Genomic DNA, 15,296 nt, shown 5'->3' with positions numbered 1-15,296 from the left:
CGGCTCACCGGGTGCGGCGCGCGATGAAGGTGATCACCCCGGTCGCGCCCGCGGCCGCGGCCAGCCAGATCAGCACGTCTTTGGCGGTCAGACCGCTCGGCTCGCCGGTGTCGGACGGCCGCGCGCTCTCCTGGGCGGCGACGGGCTTCGGCGTGGGGGTGCGCGTGGCCTGGGCGCGCTCGGGCAGCGGCACCCGGTAGACCGGGCTGTTCGGGCCCTCCGAGCCGACCAGCAGGGCCTTGCCGTCGGCGGTGTAGGCGATCGACTCGGCCTGCCGCAGCTCCGGCATGGGCACCCTGGCCAGGGTCTCCCCCGACGGACGGTAGAGGGTGGCCGAGAAGTACGTGCGGATGACGTAGGAGGAGCCGTCGGGGGCGTAGGCGGCGTCCGTGGCCATGATCGGGGCCGCGGCGACCCGGCGCAGGATGTTGACCTTGTCGGTGCGGAGCTTCTTCGGCGCGGCGTAGACGGACCCGGAGAACTCCTTGGACACGACGTACAGGCGGCCGGTGCGCGGGTTGATCATGATGCCCTCGGCGTTGCGGCCGCCGCCGGCGTAGCGGAAGCGGTAGCGGGTGGCCGGCAGCGTGGCGTCCCGGAGCGTGCGCGGCTCGGCGACCTTGTAGATCGACACGTCGGGCCAGGCGCCGTCGAGGTTGTCGCCGATGTCGGCGAACCAGAGCGTGCCCTGCCCGGTGTCCGGGTCCCTGGTCGCGGCCATGGCCTCCCAGTCCCTGGCCTCGGCGCCACGCAGGTGGAAGGTGGCCTTCGTCCGCCCGTCGGCGCCGACCGCGTAGAACACGGGGGCGGCGGAGCTGTCGTTGTGGGTGTAGAAGACGTTCTCGTGCGTGGGCGACACGGCCAGGCCGCTCGACTCGGTGATGTTCCGATCCTTGAACGTGAACAGCTTCTCCGGCCCGTCGTCGTCGGCCCACGCCGGAGCCGCCGACAGTGCGAACGTCGCCGCCACGGCGGCCAGGACCCGGAACACGACATCCCCCACCTCGCCATCATGCCCCACGGCTGCGCCCGGGACGCTCAGGCCACTGCCTCGGCCGTGCCCACGCGGGCGCTGTGACGGCGGAACCCGGCTCCCTGGAGCACCAGGAGCAGGCCGTTGGCCGCCGCCATGGCCACCCAGAGCCCGGTGATGCCCCACGTCCGCGCCACCGGCACGGCGACCGCCAGGAGCACGCCGTAGCCGAGGACGAAGTAGGCCAGGCTCGCGCCGGACCTCTTGAGCGCGGTCAGCCCCATGCCCTGCACCGCCTGCGCGGCGTCGGCCAGCGACGACGCCAGCATCAGCGGCAGCAGCGCGAGGGCCCGCTCGCGGACGGCGGCGTCGCCGGTGAACAGCCCGAGCACCCGCTCGCCGAGCAGCAGCAGCACCAGGGCCGCGGCCAGCGTCCCGGCGACGGCGAGCAGCGCGGCGGCGCGGTTGGCCCGCCGCGCCCCGGCCGGGTCGCCGGCGCGGGCCACCTCGGGCACCGACGCCTGCGCGACGGACAGCGAGACCAGCATGATGAGGCCGGTGAGCGTGGTCAGCACCGCGTGCGCCGCGGTGTCGCGGGCGCCGGTCGCGCCCGCGGCGAACGTGACCACGCCGAGCACCCCGAACTTGATCAGCACGGTCGCCGCCAGCGGCACGCTGACCCTGGCCAGCCGGACGATCTCGGCCACCCTGGGCCGCCCCTGACCGATCGGCCGCCCGAGCGCCCGGCGCAGCAAGCGGCTCGCCACGACCGCGGCCACCACGCCGGCGACCACCCAGGCCACGCCCACGCCGTCGAGGCCGAGCCGCGGCGCCAGCACCGCGGTCAGCCCGCTCAGCAGCAGGCCGAAGGTGAGGCTGGGCCACAACACGTCGCGGCTGCGCCCGAGGGCCACCAGGATCGTGCTCGCGCCGCCGGTCGTGGCGAAGACCAGCAGGTAGGCGGCCAGGAACCAGGGCAGCAGGCCCAGCTCGCCGACCACGTCGCCGGGCACCCCGCTCACCCGCGCGAGCGCGGGCACGCAGATCACGGCGAGCGCCCCCAGCGTGCCCGTGACCAGGCTCAGCCAGCGCGCGTCCCGCACGACAGGGACCGCCGCGCCTGGATCGTCCCGGTACGGCGCCACGAACGGCCCGAGCCCCCGCAGCGCGCCCTGCACGGCGGCGGTGGCGGGGGTGAGCACCGCGGTCATCACCGCGAAGGCGGCCAGCGCGACCGTCTCGTGGTTGCCGAGCACGGACGTGACCACCAGCGTGCCCACCATGCCGGTGACCATCGCCAGGAAGACCGGCAGCGCGGCGCGAAGCAGGACGATCACGATGACCCCGCGCAGATCATGAACTCAGCCTATGGCCTGGAGCGCACTCCAGGTATTTAGTGTGGACCCCATGGACTATGTCAACCTCGGACGCAGCGGCCTCCAGGTGAGCCCGCTCTGCCTCGGCACGATGAACTTCGGCCCGCTGACCTCGGAGGAAGACTCCTTCGCGATCATGGACAAGGCCCACGACCTGGGCATCAACTTCTTCGACACCGCGAACGTCTACGGCTGGAAGAAGGGCGAGGGCATCACGGAGAACATCCTGGGCCGCTGGTTCGCCCAGGGCGGCGGCCGGCGCGAGCGCACGGTCATCGCGACCAAGCTCTACGGCGACATGGGCGACTGGCCCAACGAGCGCCGCCTGTCGGCGCTGAACATCCGCCGGGCCTGCGACGCCTCGCTGAAGCGCATGCAGACCGACTACATCGACATCTACCAGGCCCACCACGTCGACCGGAACACGCCGTTCGAGGAGTTCTGGGAGGCCATGGAGGTCCTGCGGCAGCAGGGCAAGGTCATCTACGTGGGCTCGTCCAACTTCGCGGGCTGGCACATCGCCAAGGCCCAGGAGACGGCGGCGCGGCGCGGCACGTTCGGGCTGACCAGCGAGCAGAGCCACTACAACCTGCTCACCCGGGCGGTGGAGCTGGAGGTGCTGCCCGCCTGCGAGGACTACGGCATCGGCGTGATCCCGTGGAGCCCGCTGGCCGGCGGCCTGCTCGGCGGCGTCCTGCGCAAGATCGACAAGGGCCGGTCCGCCTCCGACACCATGGTGCGGGAGCTGGACAAGCACCGGGACAAGATCGAGGCGTACGAGAAGCTCTGCGACGAGCTGGGCGAGGACCCGGCGTACGTGGCGCTGGCCTGGCTGCTGCGGCAGCGCGCGGTGAGCGCCCCGATCATCGGCCCGCGCACGCTGGAGCAGCTCGAAGGCAGCATGCGCACGCTGGAGATCGAGCTGGACGAGGCCACCCTGGCCCGCCTCGACGAGATCTTCCCCGGCCACCGCACCGCCCCGGAGGACTACGCCTGGTGACGGCGTGACCGGCCGGGCCCGGCACCACCAGCGGGCCCGGCCGCTCGGGGCGGCTCAGGTCAGCAGGGCGCCGAGAAGGACGATCAGGAACAGCAGGCCGAGCACGAGGGGCAGCAGCCAGGGGCGAGGACGGTCCACGCCCTGGAGCCTAGCCCTGCTTCACCGGTGCGAGCGCCCAATCGCCGAGTGACTCGTACCTCACCTGAGGCCCGGTGTGGCTGCGGAACAGGTGCAGCCGCTCGGCCCGCCACGGCGACCCGGCGAACCCGGCCAGCGACTCCACCAGCTCTCTGAGGTCGACGTCCGTCCGGGCCCTGGCCAGGGTGAGGTGGGCGTGGAACCGTTTCTCGTCGGTCTGCACGGCCCCCGCGCGGCGGCCGGCCGCGCGGGCCGAGTCGGCCAGCCGGGTCATGGGGTCGCCCGCGACCCCGGCCCAGAGCACCCTGGCCCGCCGCGCCGAGGAGAACGCCCCGGCCCCGGCGAGGGCCACGTGGAGCACCGTGTGCCGGTGGGCGGCCCGCTCCAGGCGCACCTGGAGGTCGGGCAGCGCCCGTTCGGGCACCTCGCCGTAGAAGGCCAGCGTGACGTGCCAGGTGGGGCGGCCGGCCCAGCGCAGCCCCGGCACCTGCCCGACGTACGGCGCCACGGCCCGCTCGACCTCGTCGAGCGCCTCCTCAGGCGGGACCACGGCCGCGAAGAGCCTCATGTCATGCGATTGTCCCCGGACGGGGACGGATCACGCCATCGCCAGCGCCGGCCTGGCCATCCGGTTGCCGATCAGCTTGGTCACCATCACCGCGAGCCCGGTGCCCACCAGGACGAGCACGCCCGACAGCAGCACGCCCGTACGCGGCCCGCCCACTTCCGACAGCCACCCGATCAGCGGCGCCCCGATGGGCGCTCCCCCGGTGAAGACCAGCATGTAGATGCCCATGACCCGGCCCCGCATCTCGGGGGACGTGGCGATCTGCACGCTGGCGTTCGCGGCCGTGTTGATGGTGATCAACGCGATGCCGGTCGGGACGAGTAGCAGCAGATAGACCGGGTAGAAGGGGGCCAGCCCGGTCAGCACCTGGAACAGCCCGAACCCGATCGCCCCGGAGAAGAGCACCTTGCGCGAGAGTCTGGCCCGCCGCGCCGCCAGCAGCGCGCCGCCCAGCGCGCCCACCGCGAACATGCTGGAGGCCAGCCCGAACGACGACGCCCCGGCGCCGAACACCTCGCGGGCCATCAGCGCGATCGACATCGAGAACGACTGCGAGAACATCGACACGAAGGCGATCAGCAGGATCGGCATGAGGAGCTCCTCGCGCCGCAGCACGTACCGCAGGCCCTCCCTGAGCTGGCCCTTGGCCCTGGGCACCGGCTCGGACAGGTTGAGCTCGGACTTCCGCATGAAGACCAGGCTGGAGATCACCGCGCCGAAGGTGAGCGCGTTGATCAGGAAGATCGGTCCGGTGCCGCCCAGCACGGAGATCAGGATGCCGGCCAGCGCGGGACCCACCACGCGGGCGAGGTTGAAGATGGAGCTGTTCAGGGCGATGGCGTTGGGCAGGTCCCGCCGTCCGACCATCTCGACCACGAACGCCTGCCTGGTCGGCACCTCCACGCAGGAGATCAGGCCGAGCAGGAACGCCATCACGAACACGTGCCACACCTGCGCGGCGCCGGTCATGGTCAGCACGCCGATGGTGAGCGCGAGCACCGCCATCATCGACTGGGCGGCGATGAGGATGGGCCGCTTGGGGTACCGGTCGGCGAGCACGCCGCCGAAGAGCCCGAACAACAACATCGGCAGGAACTGCAGGGCGGTCGCCAGGCCGAGGGCCGCCGCGCTGCCGCCCGCGCCGTGCGGGCCCTTGGTCAGGTCGAGCACCAGCCAGTCCTGGGCGGTGCGCTGCAGCCAGGTGCCGACGTTGGAGACGGCGCCACCTGCCGCGAACATGCGATAGTTGCGAACCTTGAGCGACCGGAACATCCCGGTCTTGGGTTGCTCAGGCTCTATATCTTGCTGAGCTTCTCCAGGATCGGCGCCGCCTGCCGCAGGATCGACCGCTCCTCCGGCGAGAGCTCCTTCAGCCGCTGTGTCAGCCACGCCTCCTTGCGGCGGCGTTCCTCCTTCAGCAACGTCTGGGCGGCCTCGGTCACGGTCACGGTCACCTGACGCCGGTCGGTCGGGTGCGGGGTGCGTGCGACCAGGCCGCGTTCCTCTAGCGCGGCGATCACGCGCGTCATCGAGGGCGGTTGCACCTTCTCTAGCTCGGCCAATTCGCCGGGGGTTATCCCGGAATGCCGTTCCACGGCGGCGAGCGTCGCGAACTGGGTGGGCGTCAGCGAGTGCGCCGCCGCCTGACGCCGGAGTCGCCTGGTCAGCCTTGCCATCGACACGCGCAGGGCTGAGGCCAGGCCCGCGTCGCTGCGCAGGTCCATCTTGGGCTGGTTGTTCATTAGCACGTCTCATTACCTTTGCTAACTATATGCGAAGGCAAGATATTTCCCTAGGTCAGGTTCGTCTCACTCCTTGATACCCCGAAGCCGCCCCACATGCGCGGGGCGGCTCCTGGACGTCGAGGTCAGAGACCGATCGCGGCCCGGATCGGGCCGATCGCAAAGTACAGGACGAACAGCGCGGTGACGCCCCACATGAGCGGGTGGACCTCGCGCGCCTTGCCCCGCACGACCTTGACCAGCACGTAGCTGATGAAGCCGGCGCCGATGCCGTTCGAGATGGAGTAGGTGAACGGCATGACGACGATGGTGAGGAAGGCCGGGATGGCGATCTCGTAGTCGTCCCAGTCGATGTCGCGGATGGCGGTCATCATGAGGAAGCCGACGACGACCAGCGCGGGCGTGGCGGCCTCGTAGGGCACGACGGCGACCAGCGGCGCGAAGAAGATGGCGATCAGGAACAGCGCACCGGTGACCACGCTGGCCAGACCGGTCCGCGCGCCCTCCCCGACGCCGGCGGCCGACTCGATGTAGGTGGTGTTCGACGAGACCGAGCCGGCGCCGCCCGCCGCCGCGGCGATCGAGTCGACGAGCAGGATCTCCCTGGTCCGCGGCAGCGTGCCGTCGGCCTGGACCAGGCCCGCCTGGCGGCCGACGCCGACGATCGTGCCCATCGTGTCGAAGAAGTCGGTGATGAGCAGGGTGAACACGAACAGCACGGCCAGCAGCACGGAGATCCGGCTGAAGGCGCCGATCGGGTCGAACTCCGTGAACAGCGTCAGCGGGTTGTGGAAACCGAAGATCTTGTCGGCCGAGGGCAGGGCGGGGACGTTGAGCTGCCAGCCGCCGGGGGCCTCCGGCGTGGCCCGGTCCAGCTTGGTCAGCGTCTGGACGACGATCGCCAGCACGGTCGAGCCGACGATGCCGATCAGGATCGCGCCCTTGACCTTCCGCGCCACCATGGCGGCCGTGGCCAGCAGGCCCACGATGAACACGAGCACCGGCCAGGAGGTGAGCTGGCCGCCGATGCCCAGTTCCAGCGGCGTGCCCGCGGCCTTGCGCACGAAACCGGCGTCCACGAAGCCGATCAGCGCGATGAACAGGCCGATGCCGACGCTGATGGCGGTCTTGAGCTGGGCCGGGATGGCGCGGAACACCGCCGTCCGCAGGCCGGTGAGCACCAGGATCGCGATGATGACGCCTTCGAGGAAGACCAGGCCCATGGCCTCCTCCCAGGTCATCATCGTGGCGATGTTGAAGGTCACGAAGGCGTTCAGCCCGAGCCCGGCGGCCATCGCGAACGGCACCCGGCCGACCAGGCCCATGATGATCGTCAGGACGCCGGCCACGAACGCCGTGCCCGCGGCGACCAGCGGCACCTGCGGGGTCGTGCCGTCACCGATGACCTGGCCCTCGATGTCCTTGCCGTAGGCGAGGATGATCGGGTTCAGCACCACGATGTAGGCCATCGTGAAGAACGTGGCCAGGCCGCCGCGCACCTCACGGGAGACCGTCGAGCCTCGTTCAGAGATTGCGAAGAAACGGTCTATTGCATTACGTATGTCACTCACGCGCCGAAGAGTGACAGTAGTGGTGAGCTGGGAAAAGTGTCCGCAATCGGATCGAGACCCGATTGGAAGCTAGGCTGGACACGTGAAGCAGCAGTGGCGCCCCGATCCCGAGCCGATCAAGACCAACGACACCGCCGCCGTCGGGGCCGGCACCGCCCTGTGGGCCGTCGCCCTGATCGTCCTGCTGATCTTCCGCCCGGCCCCAGAGAACACGTGGTGGATCTGGACCTGCGCCACCGGGGTCGGCTTCGGCCTCTTCGGCATGTGGTTCGTCAGCCGCCCGCGCCGGGGTTGACATTCATCATCTTCCGGACATCTCCGAAGTCATCAGGAACCCATGTCTCCCTCCACTACCTGGGCGGACACCGTCCCGGCAGGCTGGTCAGCATGAAGAAGGCGATGTTGACGATCCTGCTGGGTGCCGCCGTCCTCGCCGGTTGCGGCACCACAGGTGAGCCCGCGAAGCAGGCCGGGCCCGGCAAGGGCACCGTCGCCTGGAGCCCGTGCACCGGGCTGACCGGGCCCGACGGCAAGCCGCTGCCCAAGGACGAGGCCGTCCAGTGCGGGACCGTACCGGTGCCGCTCGACTACGGCGACCCCGGCGGCCAGAAGATCGACCTGGCGCTGATCCGGATCAAGGCCGACGGCGACCCGCTCGGCTCGCTGGTCTTCAACTTCGGCGGGCCCGGCGGGTCGGGCGTCGACACGCTGGCCCAGGCCGCGAAGGCGTTCGGCAGCCTGGGCACCCGCTACGACCTCGTCAGCTTCGACCCCCGCGGCGTCGACCGCAGCGCGGGCGTCAGGTGCGGCGGCGAGCTCGACGCCCTCCTCGCCGCGCCCGCGGGGGCCGACGGCGAGGCCATGTCGAAGAAGTTCGCCGCCGCCTGCGAGAAGGACTCGGGCAAGATCCTGCCCCACGTGGGCACCGTGAACGCCGCCCAGGACCTCGACCGCATCAGGGCCGCGCTCGGCGACCGGCGGCTCAACTACTTCGGCTTCTCCTACGGCACCCACCTCGGCGCCGTCTACGCCACCCGCTTCCCCGCGAACGTCGGCCGTTTCGTCCTCGACGGCGCCTTCGACCCCACGGTCACCTTCGAGCAGCGCGCCGTCACCCAGGCCACCGGCTTCGCCCACGCCTTCGAGGCGTTCGCCAAGGACTGCGTGGCCCAGACCTGCGACCTCGGCCAGGACCCGGCGGCCGTGAAGAGCTCCGTGGAGAAGCTGCTCGACGGGCTCAGGAGCAAGCCGCTCAAGGTCGGCGACCGGCAGCTCACCTACGGCCTGGCCCAGCTCGCCGTGATCACCCCGCTGTACGCCAAGTCCGCCTGGCCGGTGCTGGAGCAGGCCGCCGCGGCCGGGATCAAGGGCGACGGCGCCACCCTGCTCGCCCTGGCCGACGCCTACACCGGACGGCGGCCCGACGGCACCTACTCCACCATGATGACCAGCCTGCAGGCCATCACCTGCGCCGACACCACCGAACGCCCGACCGCCGCCGACATGGCCCGGGTGGACGACAAGATCAAGAAGATCTTCCCCATCCTGTCGGCGGACGGCACCGCCACCGCCTGCGGCCACTGGCCCACCCCCGGCGACGACGCGGCCAAGCGCATCGACGCCACCGGCTCGGCGCCCATCGTGGTCATCGGCGGCAAGGGCGACCCGGCCACGCCGTACGAATGGGCCACCGCGCTCAACGCCAAGCTCAAGACCGGCGTGCTCATGACGTACGAGGGCGAGGGCCACGGCGCCTACCTGAGCGGCGACGGGTGCGTGACGCGCACGGTGGACGCGTACCTGCTGAACGGAAAGGTGCCGGCGGCCGGCACCACCTGTGCGGCCTGACCGGAGACGGGACCGGTGGCGGGCGCCACCTGCGCGGCCTGACCGCGGCGGGCCGCCCCCCGCGACGGGAGGCGGCCCGCCGGTCTCAGGACAGGTCGGCCTCGGCCAGCAGCAGCGGCACCGCCTCCGGGTCGCGCAGCAGCGCGGCCACGGCCAGCCGGTCGTTCCACTGGCCCGTGGCCCAGGCCAGCCCGCGGGCCAGCCCGTCGACGCCGGTGCAGTGGACCGCGCCCTCGAAGAACCGCCACGTGCAGGCGACGCCGTCGACCAGCAGCTTCTCGTGCTCGACGTACGTCTCGGGCGCAGTGGGCAGCAGCGAGCGCACCTGCGGCGGCACCGCGCGCACCTCGCCCTGCGAGGTCACCTCACCGCTGGCCAGCTCACCGGCCAGCGGCAGGTCGAGCAGCTCCGACAGCGCCTCGGCCAGGTCGTAGGAGGCCAGCACCAGCGGCCGGTCGGTGACGAGCTGCAGCAGGTCGGGGGCCTCGACCACCACGGCGTCCTCGGCGGCGGCCACCACGATGTCGCCGCCGAGCACCGCGCGCACCCGCGAGGGCGGCTCGACCCGGGCCGGATCGACGGCGGCCAAAGCGATCCACAACGCCCGCAGCTGCGCCCGGTCGACCTCGATCGCCGGGTCGGCCATCAGCTCCAGCAGCTCCTCGGGGCCGCCGTGGGCGGCCAGCAGCTCGGCGAGCGTGGTGCGCACGCCGAGCATCGACAGCGCCGCCGCGTCGAGCCCGGCCGGCGCGTCGGCGTAGAGGCCCTGCAGCAGCGGGTCGGCGCCGGGCAGCCGCAGCTCAAGCGGCTTGCGGCCGCCGAGCACCGGATGGTTGGCCAGCCACCACGCGGTGTAGGAGGGCACCTCCACGCCCTCGACGCGCAGCGGGTGCAGCGCGGCCCGCAGCGGCGGCCGGGTCAGCAGCGGCAGCGCGGCTTCCCAGTCGGCCACCAGCTCAAGGTCGCGCACCGCCGCGAACTCGGCCACCACCGGCGGCACCGCGAGGTCGGGCAGCAGGTCGAGCACGTGGTCGAGCCAGTCGGTCTCGCCGTCGAGGTCGTGGTCGCAGTCGTCGGGGTCGAGCAGCACGTCGGAGTCGTGGGCGACGGCGAACCCGTCGAGCACGCCCGCCGCCGCCAGCACCCGCGCCCCGTAGGTCTCCTCCAGCTCGGGCGCGGCCACGCCGAGGTGGGTGTCGGGGGCCAGCAGCCCGGCCAGGGCGCCGTCGGCGAGCATCAGCTCACCGGCCGCGTAGAGCTCGCCGTCGGCGCCGCGCAGCGCCAGCTCGGCCAGCCACGGCGCCTCGCCGGGAACCAGCCCGGACGCCGCCACCAGCGACAACACCGCCTGCGCGACCGGCTCGGGGTCGGCGCTGTCGAGGGACTGCGCGACGGCCGCCTTGGTCAGCGGGTCTTCGAGCACCGTGCGCGGGGTGGCCTCGGCGGCGCCCAGCCGCAGCAGCGCCGGATGGGCCGCCTCCGGATGCACGATGCGCAGCCCGAGCGGGGTGAGGTCGAGGTCGGCGCCGCCGTCGGTGAGGATCAGCGTGCCGCGCGGGCCGCGCACCACGCGGCCGTCGGTCAGCGGCACCGGCAGCGCGCCCAGCGACTCGGGGTCGTCGGCGGGCAGCACCGCGTACAGGGAACGCCACCAGGACGGCTCACGCGCCTCCACGGCCTCCCCGGACAGCAGGTCGACCACGTCGGCCAGCTCCACCCGGCGCACGCCCAGGGCGACCATGGCCGGATGCCTGGCCGGCCACCCGGCGGGCAGCAGCCCCGGCACGAAGTCGGCCACGGTGTCGAGCAGCTCGGCGGTGGCCCCGGCCACGACGGCCGCCTCCCGGCCCGCGACCACCCAGCCGTCGCCCTCGGGCTCGCGCGCCGGATGCTCGACCCGCCACTCGGCGTCGGGCTCGTAGACCTCGGCCTCGGCGAAGGACGGCGTCTGGACCGCGGGCGCGGGCGCCGACAACGCGGGCAGCAGCGGCGCGGACGGCAGGCGTTCGAGCACGGCCTGCCGGACGCGCGCGTCGAGCTCGCCCTTGCCCATGAGCGACGGCACCAGGTCGAGCAGCCTGGACGTGCGAGGCAGCTCGCCCAGCAGCCGGACGTAGGCGTCGGCCACCCGCTCGACCAGGAAGTCGGTGAGCGGCCCCTTGGCGACGTGCCGCCGGTCGGTGGCCATCGGGAAGGACGCGATCAGCAGCGCGGGCAGGTCGATGGGCTCGTCGCTCGGCGTCGGGGCGTGCACGACGGGCGGCACGGCGGCGGGCAGCGGGCCGGGCTCGCCGGTGCCGGTGACGGGCACCGCCCAGCGCAGCGACCAGAAGGGCCGCGCCCGCTCCTCGGTGGGCCGGTCGGCGAACAGCCTGGCGACCTCGTCGGGGGTGAACTCGCCGGAGTCCGACACGACGTGCCAGCCGTCGGCCACGACCGTGCGGGTGGCGCCGTCGAGGTCGATCTCGATGGCCTCCAGCGCGGGCAGGCCGAGCAGCAGCGCCGGGCTGGTCTCGGCCAGCATGACGCGGACGGCGTCGACCGCCGCGGCGTCGCGCAGCGGCAGCCGGACGAGCGTGTCGAACCCGCCCGGCACCTCCAGCGGCGGCGCGTCGAACGGCAGCCTGAGCAGCGGCACGTGGCCCGCCCGGTCGGCCAGCTCGCCCGCCAGCACGGGGATGCCCGCGACCAGCTCGGACGTGCCGGCCCGCGACCAGCGCACCGAGCCGCCGCCGCGCGAGCCGATGGCCGGCTCGTCGCAGACGGAGACGACGGCCGCGAAGCCCACGCCGAACCGGCCGGCCGCGCCGATCTCGTCGCGCTTGCCCGACACGCGCAACGTGGACAGGCCCTCCACGCCGGTCGCGTCGAGCGGGGCGCCGGTGTTGGCGGCCGTCAGCACGTCGCCGCGCAACGTCAGCCGCAACACCCCTGGCACCCCCGCGCGCAGCGCCGCGTCGGCGGCGTTCTGGGCGAGCTCGACGATCAGCCGGTCGCGGTAGCCGCCGAGCGCGAAGTCCTCCTCGGCGTTGGCGTCCTCGCGGAAGCGGGCGGGCGAGGCCGTCCAGGCGGAGAGGACGGCGGCTCGCATCCGGTCAGTGCCAAAGGTGTCGGTCATCGATCACGATCCTGGTCGAGTGAAGAGGGGCCAGGGTAGGTTAGCCCCCCTGACCGACGAAACCGCCGTGCTCGCGCCCGTGCTCCGTCAGGAGTGGCCGAGCTCCTCGGTGGCGGATCCGTCCACCGAGCCCTCTTCCTCCTCGATCAGGTCGTAACCCAGGTCGTCGAGGATCGGGATGGCCTGCTCGACCGGCGGGGGCAGCACGGCCGCCTCCGAGTGGGCGCCGCAGCCGTGGTCGGCGGCGACGACCTTGCCGTCGTCGGGGGCGTACTCGTTGGCGCAGACGCCGAACGACAGCCGCAGCTCACCGGAGAGCAGCCAGTAGAACCCGCAGGTGGAACACTGCGCGGGCGCGGCGTGTGCGATCGGAGTGTGCGGCCCGTGCTCGCCCGCGTGCCAGCGTCTGGCAGCCCGGTCTCTGCCGATGGCCGAGAGCACACGGGCTCGGCCCAGGCCGTACTCGAAAACCATCTGACGGTCGGCATCTTCGTCGAGCTCGGTGAAACCGGGCGCCAGCCTGTCGTCGTCGTCGGGGGACGGCAGCAGGTCGCCGACGCCCAGGTCGCCCGGCCGCAGCCGCTCGCTCCACGGCAGCCACTCGGGGGCGAGCAGCGCCCCGGAGCCGGGCAGCAGCACGGCCTCGCTGACCGTGACGTTCTTCGCGCGCGAGGCGCGGGTGACCGTGACGGCCCACCGCCAGCCGCGATAGGCCCGATCGAGGCAGGCGAAGTAGTGGGTGACGATCCGGTCGCCCTCGCTCTCGAAGCCGAGGTGCTCGCCGGCCTCGCCCGGGTGCGCCAGCTCCTGCGCCGCGGCGCGCGCCAGATCGACTGCGGCGACGCAGGCCTGGTCGGGAGCGGGGACGCGGGCCCGGGTGCGGCTCATCGGGCCGCCTCCGCCTGAAGGTGCTGTTCGCTCACACTTCATTCTCACCCATAGGCGGACCTGGCAGACCCACAACCGCCGATCCGAAGCTGAGAAGAGGGGTGAATCGGGTAAGACTGGTAGGCGTGGGGGGTGGCTGGGAGCAGGCTCGGGACATCTCGCGGCGGATGGGCCAGGCCATCGGCGGCGCGGGACGCGCCGGCGTGCGCGCGGGCCGGGCCACCGCGAGCGGCGCCGTCCGGGCCGGCCGCGCCACCGCCAGGGGGGCGCGCAAGGCGGGCAGGGCGACCAGGAAGCTGACGTACGCGGGCGGCGCGGGCCGTACCGGGCTCGGCCGGCTGATCGAGCTGTCGGCCGGCAACAGCGCCGCCGACGCGCTGGTCACGGTGGCCCTGGCCAGCACGGTGTTCTTCGGCGTGCCGGTCGGCGAGGCGCGCGGGTCGGTCGCGCTCTACCTGGTCATCACGATGTTGCCGTTCGGGCTGCTCGCGCCGTTCGTGGGCCCGATCCTCGACCGGTTCAGGTCGGGGCGCCGCTACGTGATGGCCGGCACGCTGTTCGGCCGGGGGCTGCTCTGCTTCGCCATGGCCGCCGCCGTGGGGGCGGGCGACCTGCCGACGCTGTTCATCGGCGCGCTGGGCGTGCTGGTGTTGTCGAAGGCGTACAACGTGTCCAGGGCGGCGATCATGCCGAGCGTGCTGCCCGCCGACATCACCCTGGTCTCGGCCAACGCGCGGGTGGCGCTGTTCACGCTGGTGGCGGCCGGGGTGGCGGTGCCGGTCGGGGCGGGCCTGACCGCGTGGCTGGGCAGCGCCGTGGTGCTGCGCGTGGCCATGCCGGCCTTCCTGCTGCTCGGCGTCGCCGCCGTACGCCTGCCGCGGCACGTCGACTCGCCCGATCAGGAGGAGGAGGGCGTGGCGCCGCGCTGGCGCACCCTGCTCAAGGTGGGCCCGGCCGTGGCCGAGGCGGTCTGGGCGAACGTGGCGCTCCGGATCTTCTCCGGTTTCCTGGTGTTCTTCCTGCTCTTCCTGGTCCAGGACAAAGCTGTGCCGTGGCTGGCCGCGCCGGCGGCGGCCGCCTCGTTCTTCGACGTGCCGAGGACGATCGCGCTGCTCGCCCTGGCCGCCGGGCTGGGCGGCCTGGCCGGGGCCGCGGTCGCCAACTGGACGCGCAACCACTCCCCCCAGGTGATCGTGCTGGTCACGCTGGCGGTGACGGCCGCGACCACGACCGCCACGGCCGTCCTGTTCGGCCTGTGGACCGCGCTGGCGGTCTCGCTGGTCACCGCGTTCGCCCAGGAGCTGGGCAAGCTCGCGCTCGACGCGATCGTGCAGCGGGAGATCGGCGAGGAGGTGCGCTCGTCCACGTTCGGGGTGGTGGAGGCGGTGCTGCAGTTCGCCTGGGTGTTCGGCGGCCTGCTCGGGCTGGTGTTGTCGCTGACCCGCAGCTCCCTGGCCGGCTTCGTCGCGCCGGCGGTCGCGCTGACCGGCGCGCTCGGCTGGCTGCTGGTCACCAGGCGGGGACGGGTGCGAGCGGCCGAGGCCAAGCTGGCCAGGCAGCGGGCCGAGGACCCCGATCAGCAACGGACCGAGACCCTCGACCGCACCAAACCCCTGACGAACCCGGGCGGCGGTTAGGCGTCGAGGTCGTCCGCGACGGCCCTGAGCACCTGGGCGATCTTCTTGGCGTGCGCCGCCTCGGGGTGCTTGCCCCGCTGGTAGGAGGTGGAGACGCCGTCGAGCAGCTTGATCAGGTCTTCGACGATGACGACCATCTCGTCGGGCGTCTTCCGCTTGCCCTTGGGCTTCGTCTTGGCCAGGGTCGGCGGCTGGTCCAGGATCCGGACCGACAGCGCCTGCTGGCCCCGGCGGCCCTCGGCCACGCCGAACTCCACCTTCTGGCCTGGTTTGAGCGGGCCGGCGTTTGTGGGAAGCGCGGAGGAATGCACGAAGACCTCACCGCCGTCGTCACGGGTGAGGAAGCCGAAACCCTTGTCGGCGTCGTACCACTTGACCTTGCCACTCGGCACAGGAGGACCTCGTTCAAACAGTCGAAAAGGATGAATGGATGTAGG

The 15,296-nt window shown here is 72.6% G+C and carries 13 protein-coding genes; 4 read left to right on the top strand and 9 right to left on the bottom strand.

From position 1 onward, the window contains the following. Positions 1-4 precede the first annotated feature (4 nt). Together AB0C33_RS42505 and AB0C33_RS42500 are read right to left on the bottom strand one after the other, a co-directional pair. A complete protein-coding gene (locus tag AB0C33_RS42505; protein WP_358298782.1) occupies positions 5-1,003 on the bottom strand; it encodes a hypothetical protein in 999 nt (332 codons plus the stop codon). A 35-nt stretch (positions 1,004-1,038) separates the two neighbouring features. Continuing rightward, positions 1,039-2,310, bottom strand: a complete 1,272-nt coding sequence (locus tag AB0C33_RS42500; protein ID WP_358298780.1) for an MATE family efflux transporter — start codon at positions 2,308-2,310, stop codon at positions 1,039-1,041. A gap of 70 nt (positions 2,311-2,380) precedes the next feature. Between AB0C33_RS42500 and AB0C33_RS42495 the strand changes: the two genes are divergently transcribed. Then, positions 2,381-3,349, top strand: a complete 969-nt coding sequence (locus AB0C33_RS42495) for an aldo/keto reductase (protein ID WP_358298778.1) — start codon at positions 2,381-2,383, stop codon at positions 3,347-3,349. A 148-nt stretch (positions 3,350-3,497) separates the two neighbouring features. Here AB0C33_RS42495 and thpR read toward each other — a convergent pair whose 3' ends face one another. From thpR to AB0C33_RS42475, 4 genes are all read right to left on the bottom strand, one after another. Next, entirely contained in the window at positions 3,498-4,055 is a 558-nt protein-coding gene (gene thpR / locus AB0C33_RS42490) for an RNA 2',3'-cyclic phosphodiesterase (protein WP_358298776.1), read from the bottom strand. Between the two features lie 30 nt (positions 4,056-4,085). After that, a complete protein-coding gene (locus AB0C33_RS42485) occupies positions 4,086-5,294 on the bottom strand; it encodes an MFS transporter (protein ID WP_358298774.1) in 1,209 nt (402 codons plus the stop codon). A gap of 56 nt (positions 5,295-5,350) precedes the next feature. Beyond that, a complete protein-coding gene (locus tag AB0C33_RS42480; RefSeq protein ID WP_357696577.1) occupies positions 5,351-5,797 on the bottom strand; it encodes a MarR family transcriptional regulator in 447 nt (148 codons plus the stop codon). 125 nt (positions 5,798-5,922) lie between these two features. Further along, positions 5,923-7,296 carry an NCS2 family permease gene (locus AB0C33_RS42475; RefSeq protein WP_358298772.1) on the bottom strand — a complete coding sequence of 458 codons (1,374 nt, stop codon included), beginning with the start codon at positions 7,294-7,296 and terminating at the stop codon, positions 5,923-5,925. A 154-nt stretch (positions 7,297-7,450) separates the two neighbouring features. Between AB0C33_RS42475 and AB0C33_RS42470 the strand changes: the two genes are divergently transcribed. Together AB0C33_RS42470 and AB0C33_RS42465 are read left to right on the top strand one after the other, a co-directional pair. Then, entirely contained in the window at positions 7,451-7,663 is a 213-nt protein-coding gene (locus AB0C33_RS42470) for a DUF2530 domain-containing protein (RefSeq protein ID WP_358298770.1), read from the top strand. Between the two features lie 92 nt (positions 7,664-7,755). Then, positions 7,756-9,216 (top strand): alpha/beta hydrolase, encoded by a 1,461-nt coding sequence (locus AB0C33_RS42465; RefSeq protein ID WP_358298768.1) that lies wholly within the window; start codon positions 7,756-7,758, stop codon positions 9,214-9,216. Between the two features lie 85 nt (positions 9,217-9,301). On the opposite strand, the gene AB0C33_RS42460 is transcribed toward AB0C33_RS42465, so the two are convergent. Both AB0C33_RS42460 and AB0C33_RS42455 read right to left on the bottom strand, forming a co-directional pair. After that, positions 9,302-12,334, bottom strand: coding sequence for a hypothetical protein (locus tag AB0C33_RS42460; protein ID WP_358298766.1), 3,033 nt, complete (start codon positions 12,332-12,334; stop codon positions 9,302-9,304). Between the two features lie 87 nt (positions 12,335-12,421). Continuing rightward, complete coding sequence (locus AB0C33_RS42455; RefSeq protein ID WP_358298764.1) at positions 12,422-13,222, bottom strand: DUF3027 domain-containing protein; 801 nt, start codon at positions 13,220-13,222, stop codon at positions 12,422-12,424. 125 nt (positions 13,223-13,347) lie between these two features. Between AB0C33_RS42455 and AB0C33_RS42450 the strand changes: the two genes are divergently transcribed. Next, positions 13,348-14,859, top strand: a complete 1,512-nt coding sequence (locus AB0C33_RS42450) for an MFS transporter (protein WP_358298762.1) — start codon at positions 13,348-13,350, stop codon at positions 14,857-14,859. Here the strand turns inward: AB0C33_RS42450 and AB0C33_RS42445 are convergent. Then, a complete protein-coding gene (locus tag AB0C33_RS42445; protein WP_352320910.1) occupies positions 14,856-15,251 on the bottom strand; it encodes a cold-shock protein in 396 nt (131 codons plus the stop codon). The two genes, AB0C33_RS42450 and AB0C33_RS42445, sit on opposite strands and share 4 nt — an antisense overlap. Positions 15,252-15,296: the final 45 nt, after the last annotated feature.

The sequence above is a fragment of the Nonomuraea sp. NPDC048881 genome, assembly GCF_040649795.1.
Lineage (GTDB): Bacteria > Actinomycetota > Actinomycetes > Streptosporangiales > Streptosporangiaceae > Nonomuraea.
This window is presented reverse-complemented; position numbering and strand designations above follow the sequence as displayed.

What these genes read in the sequence shown, in the direction of transcription:
- AB0C33_RS42460 (WP_358298766.1), bottom strand. Translation starts at nt 12,334, where the DNA reads ATGACCGACACCTTTGGCACTGACCGGATGCGAGCCGCCGTCCTCTCC.
- AB0C33_RS42465 (WP_358298768.1), top strand. Translation starts at nt 7,756, where the DNA reads ATGAAGAAGGCGATGTTGACGATCCTGCTGGGTGCCGCCGTCCTCGCC.
- AB0C33_RS42495 (WP_358298778.1), top strand. Translation starts at nt 2,381, where the DNA reads ATGGACTATGTCAACCTCGGACGCAGCGGCCTCCAGGTGAGCCCGCTC.
- AB0C33_RS42485 (WP_358298774.1), bottom strand. Translation starts at nt 5,294, where the DNA reads ATGTTCGCGGCAGGTGGCGCCGTCTCCAACGTCGGCACCTGGCTGCAG.
- AB0C33_RS42455 (WP_358298764.1), bottom strand. Translation starts at nt 13,222, where the DNA reads ATGAGCCGCACCCGGGCCCGCGTCCCCGCTCCCGACCAGGCCTGCGTC.
- AB0C33_RS42480 (WP_357696577.1), bottom strand. Translation starts at nt 5,797, where the DNA reads ATGAACAACCAGCCCAAGATGGACCTGCGCAGCGACGCGGGCCTGGCC.
- thpR (WP_358298776.1), bottom strand. Translation starts at nt 4,055, where the DNA reads ATGAGGCTCTTCGCGGCCGTGGTCCCGCCTGAGGAGGCGCTCGACGAG.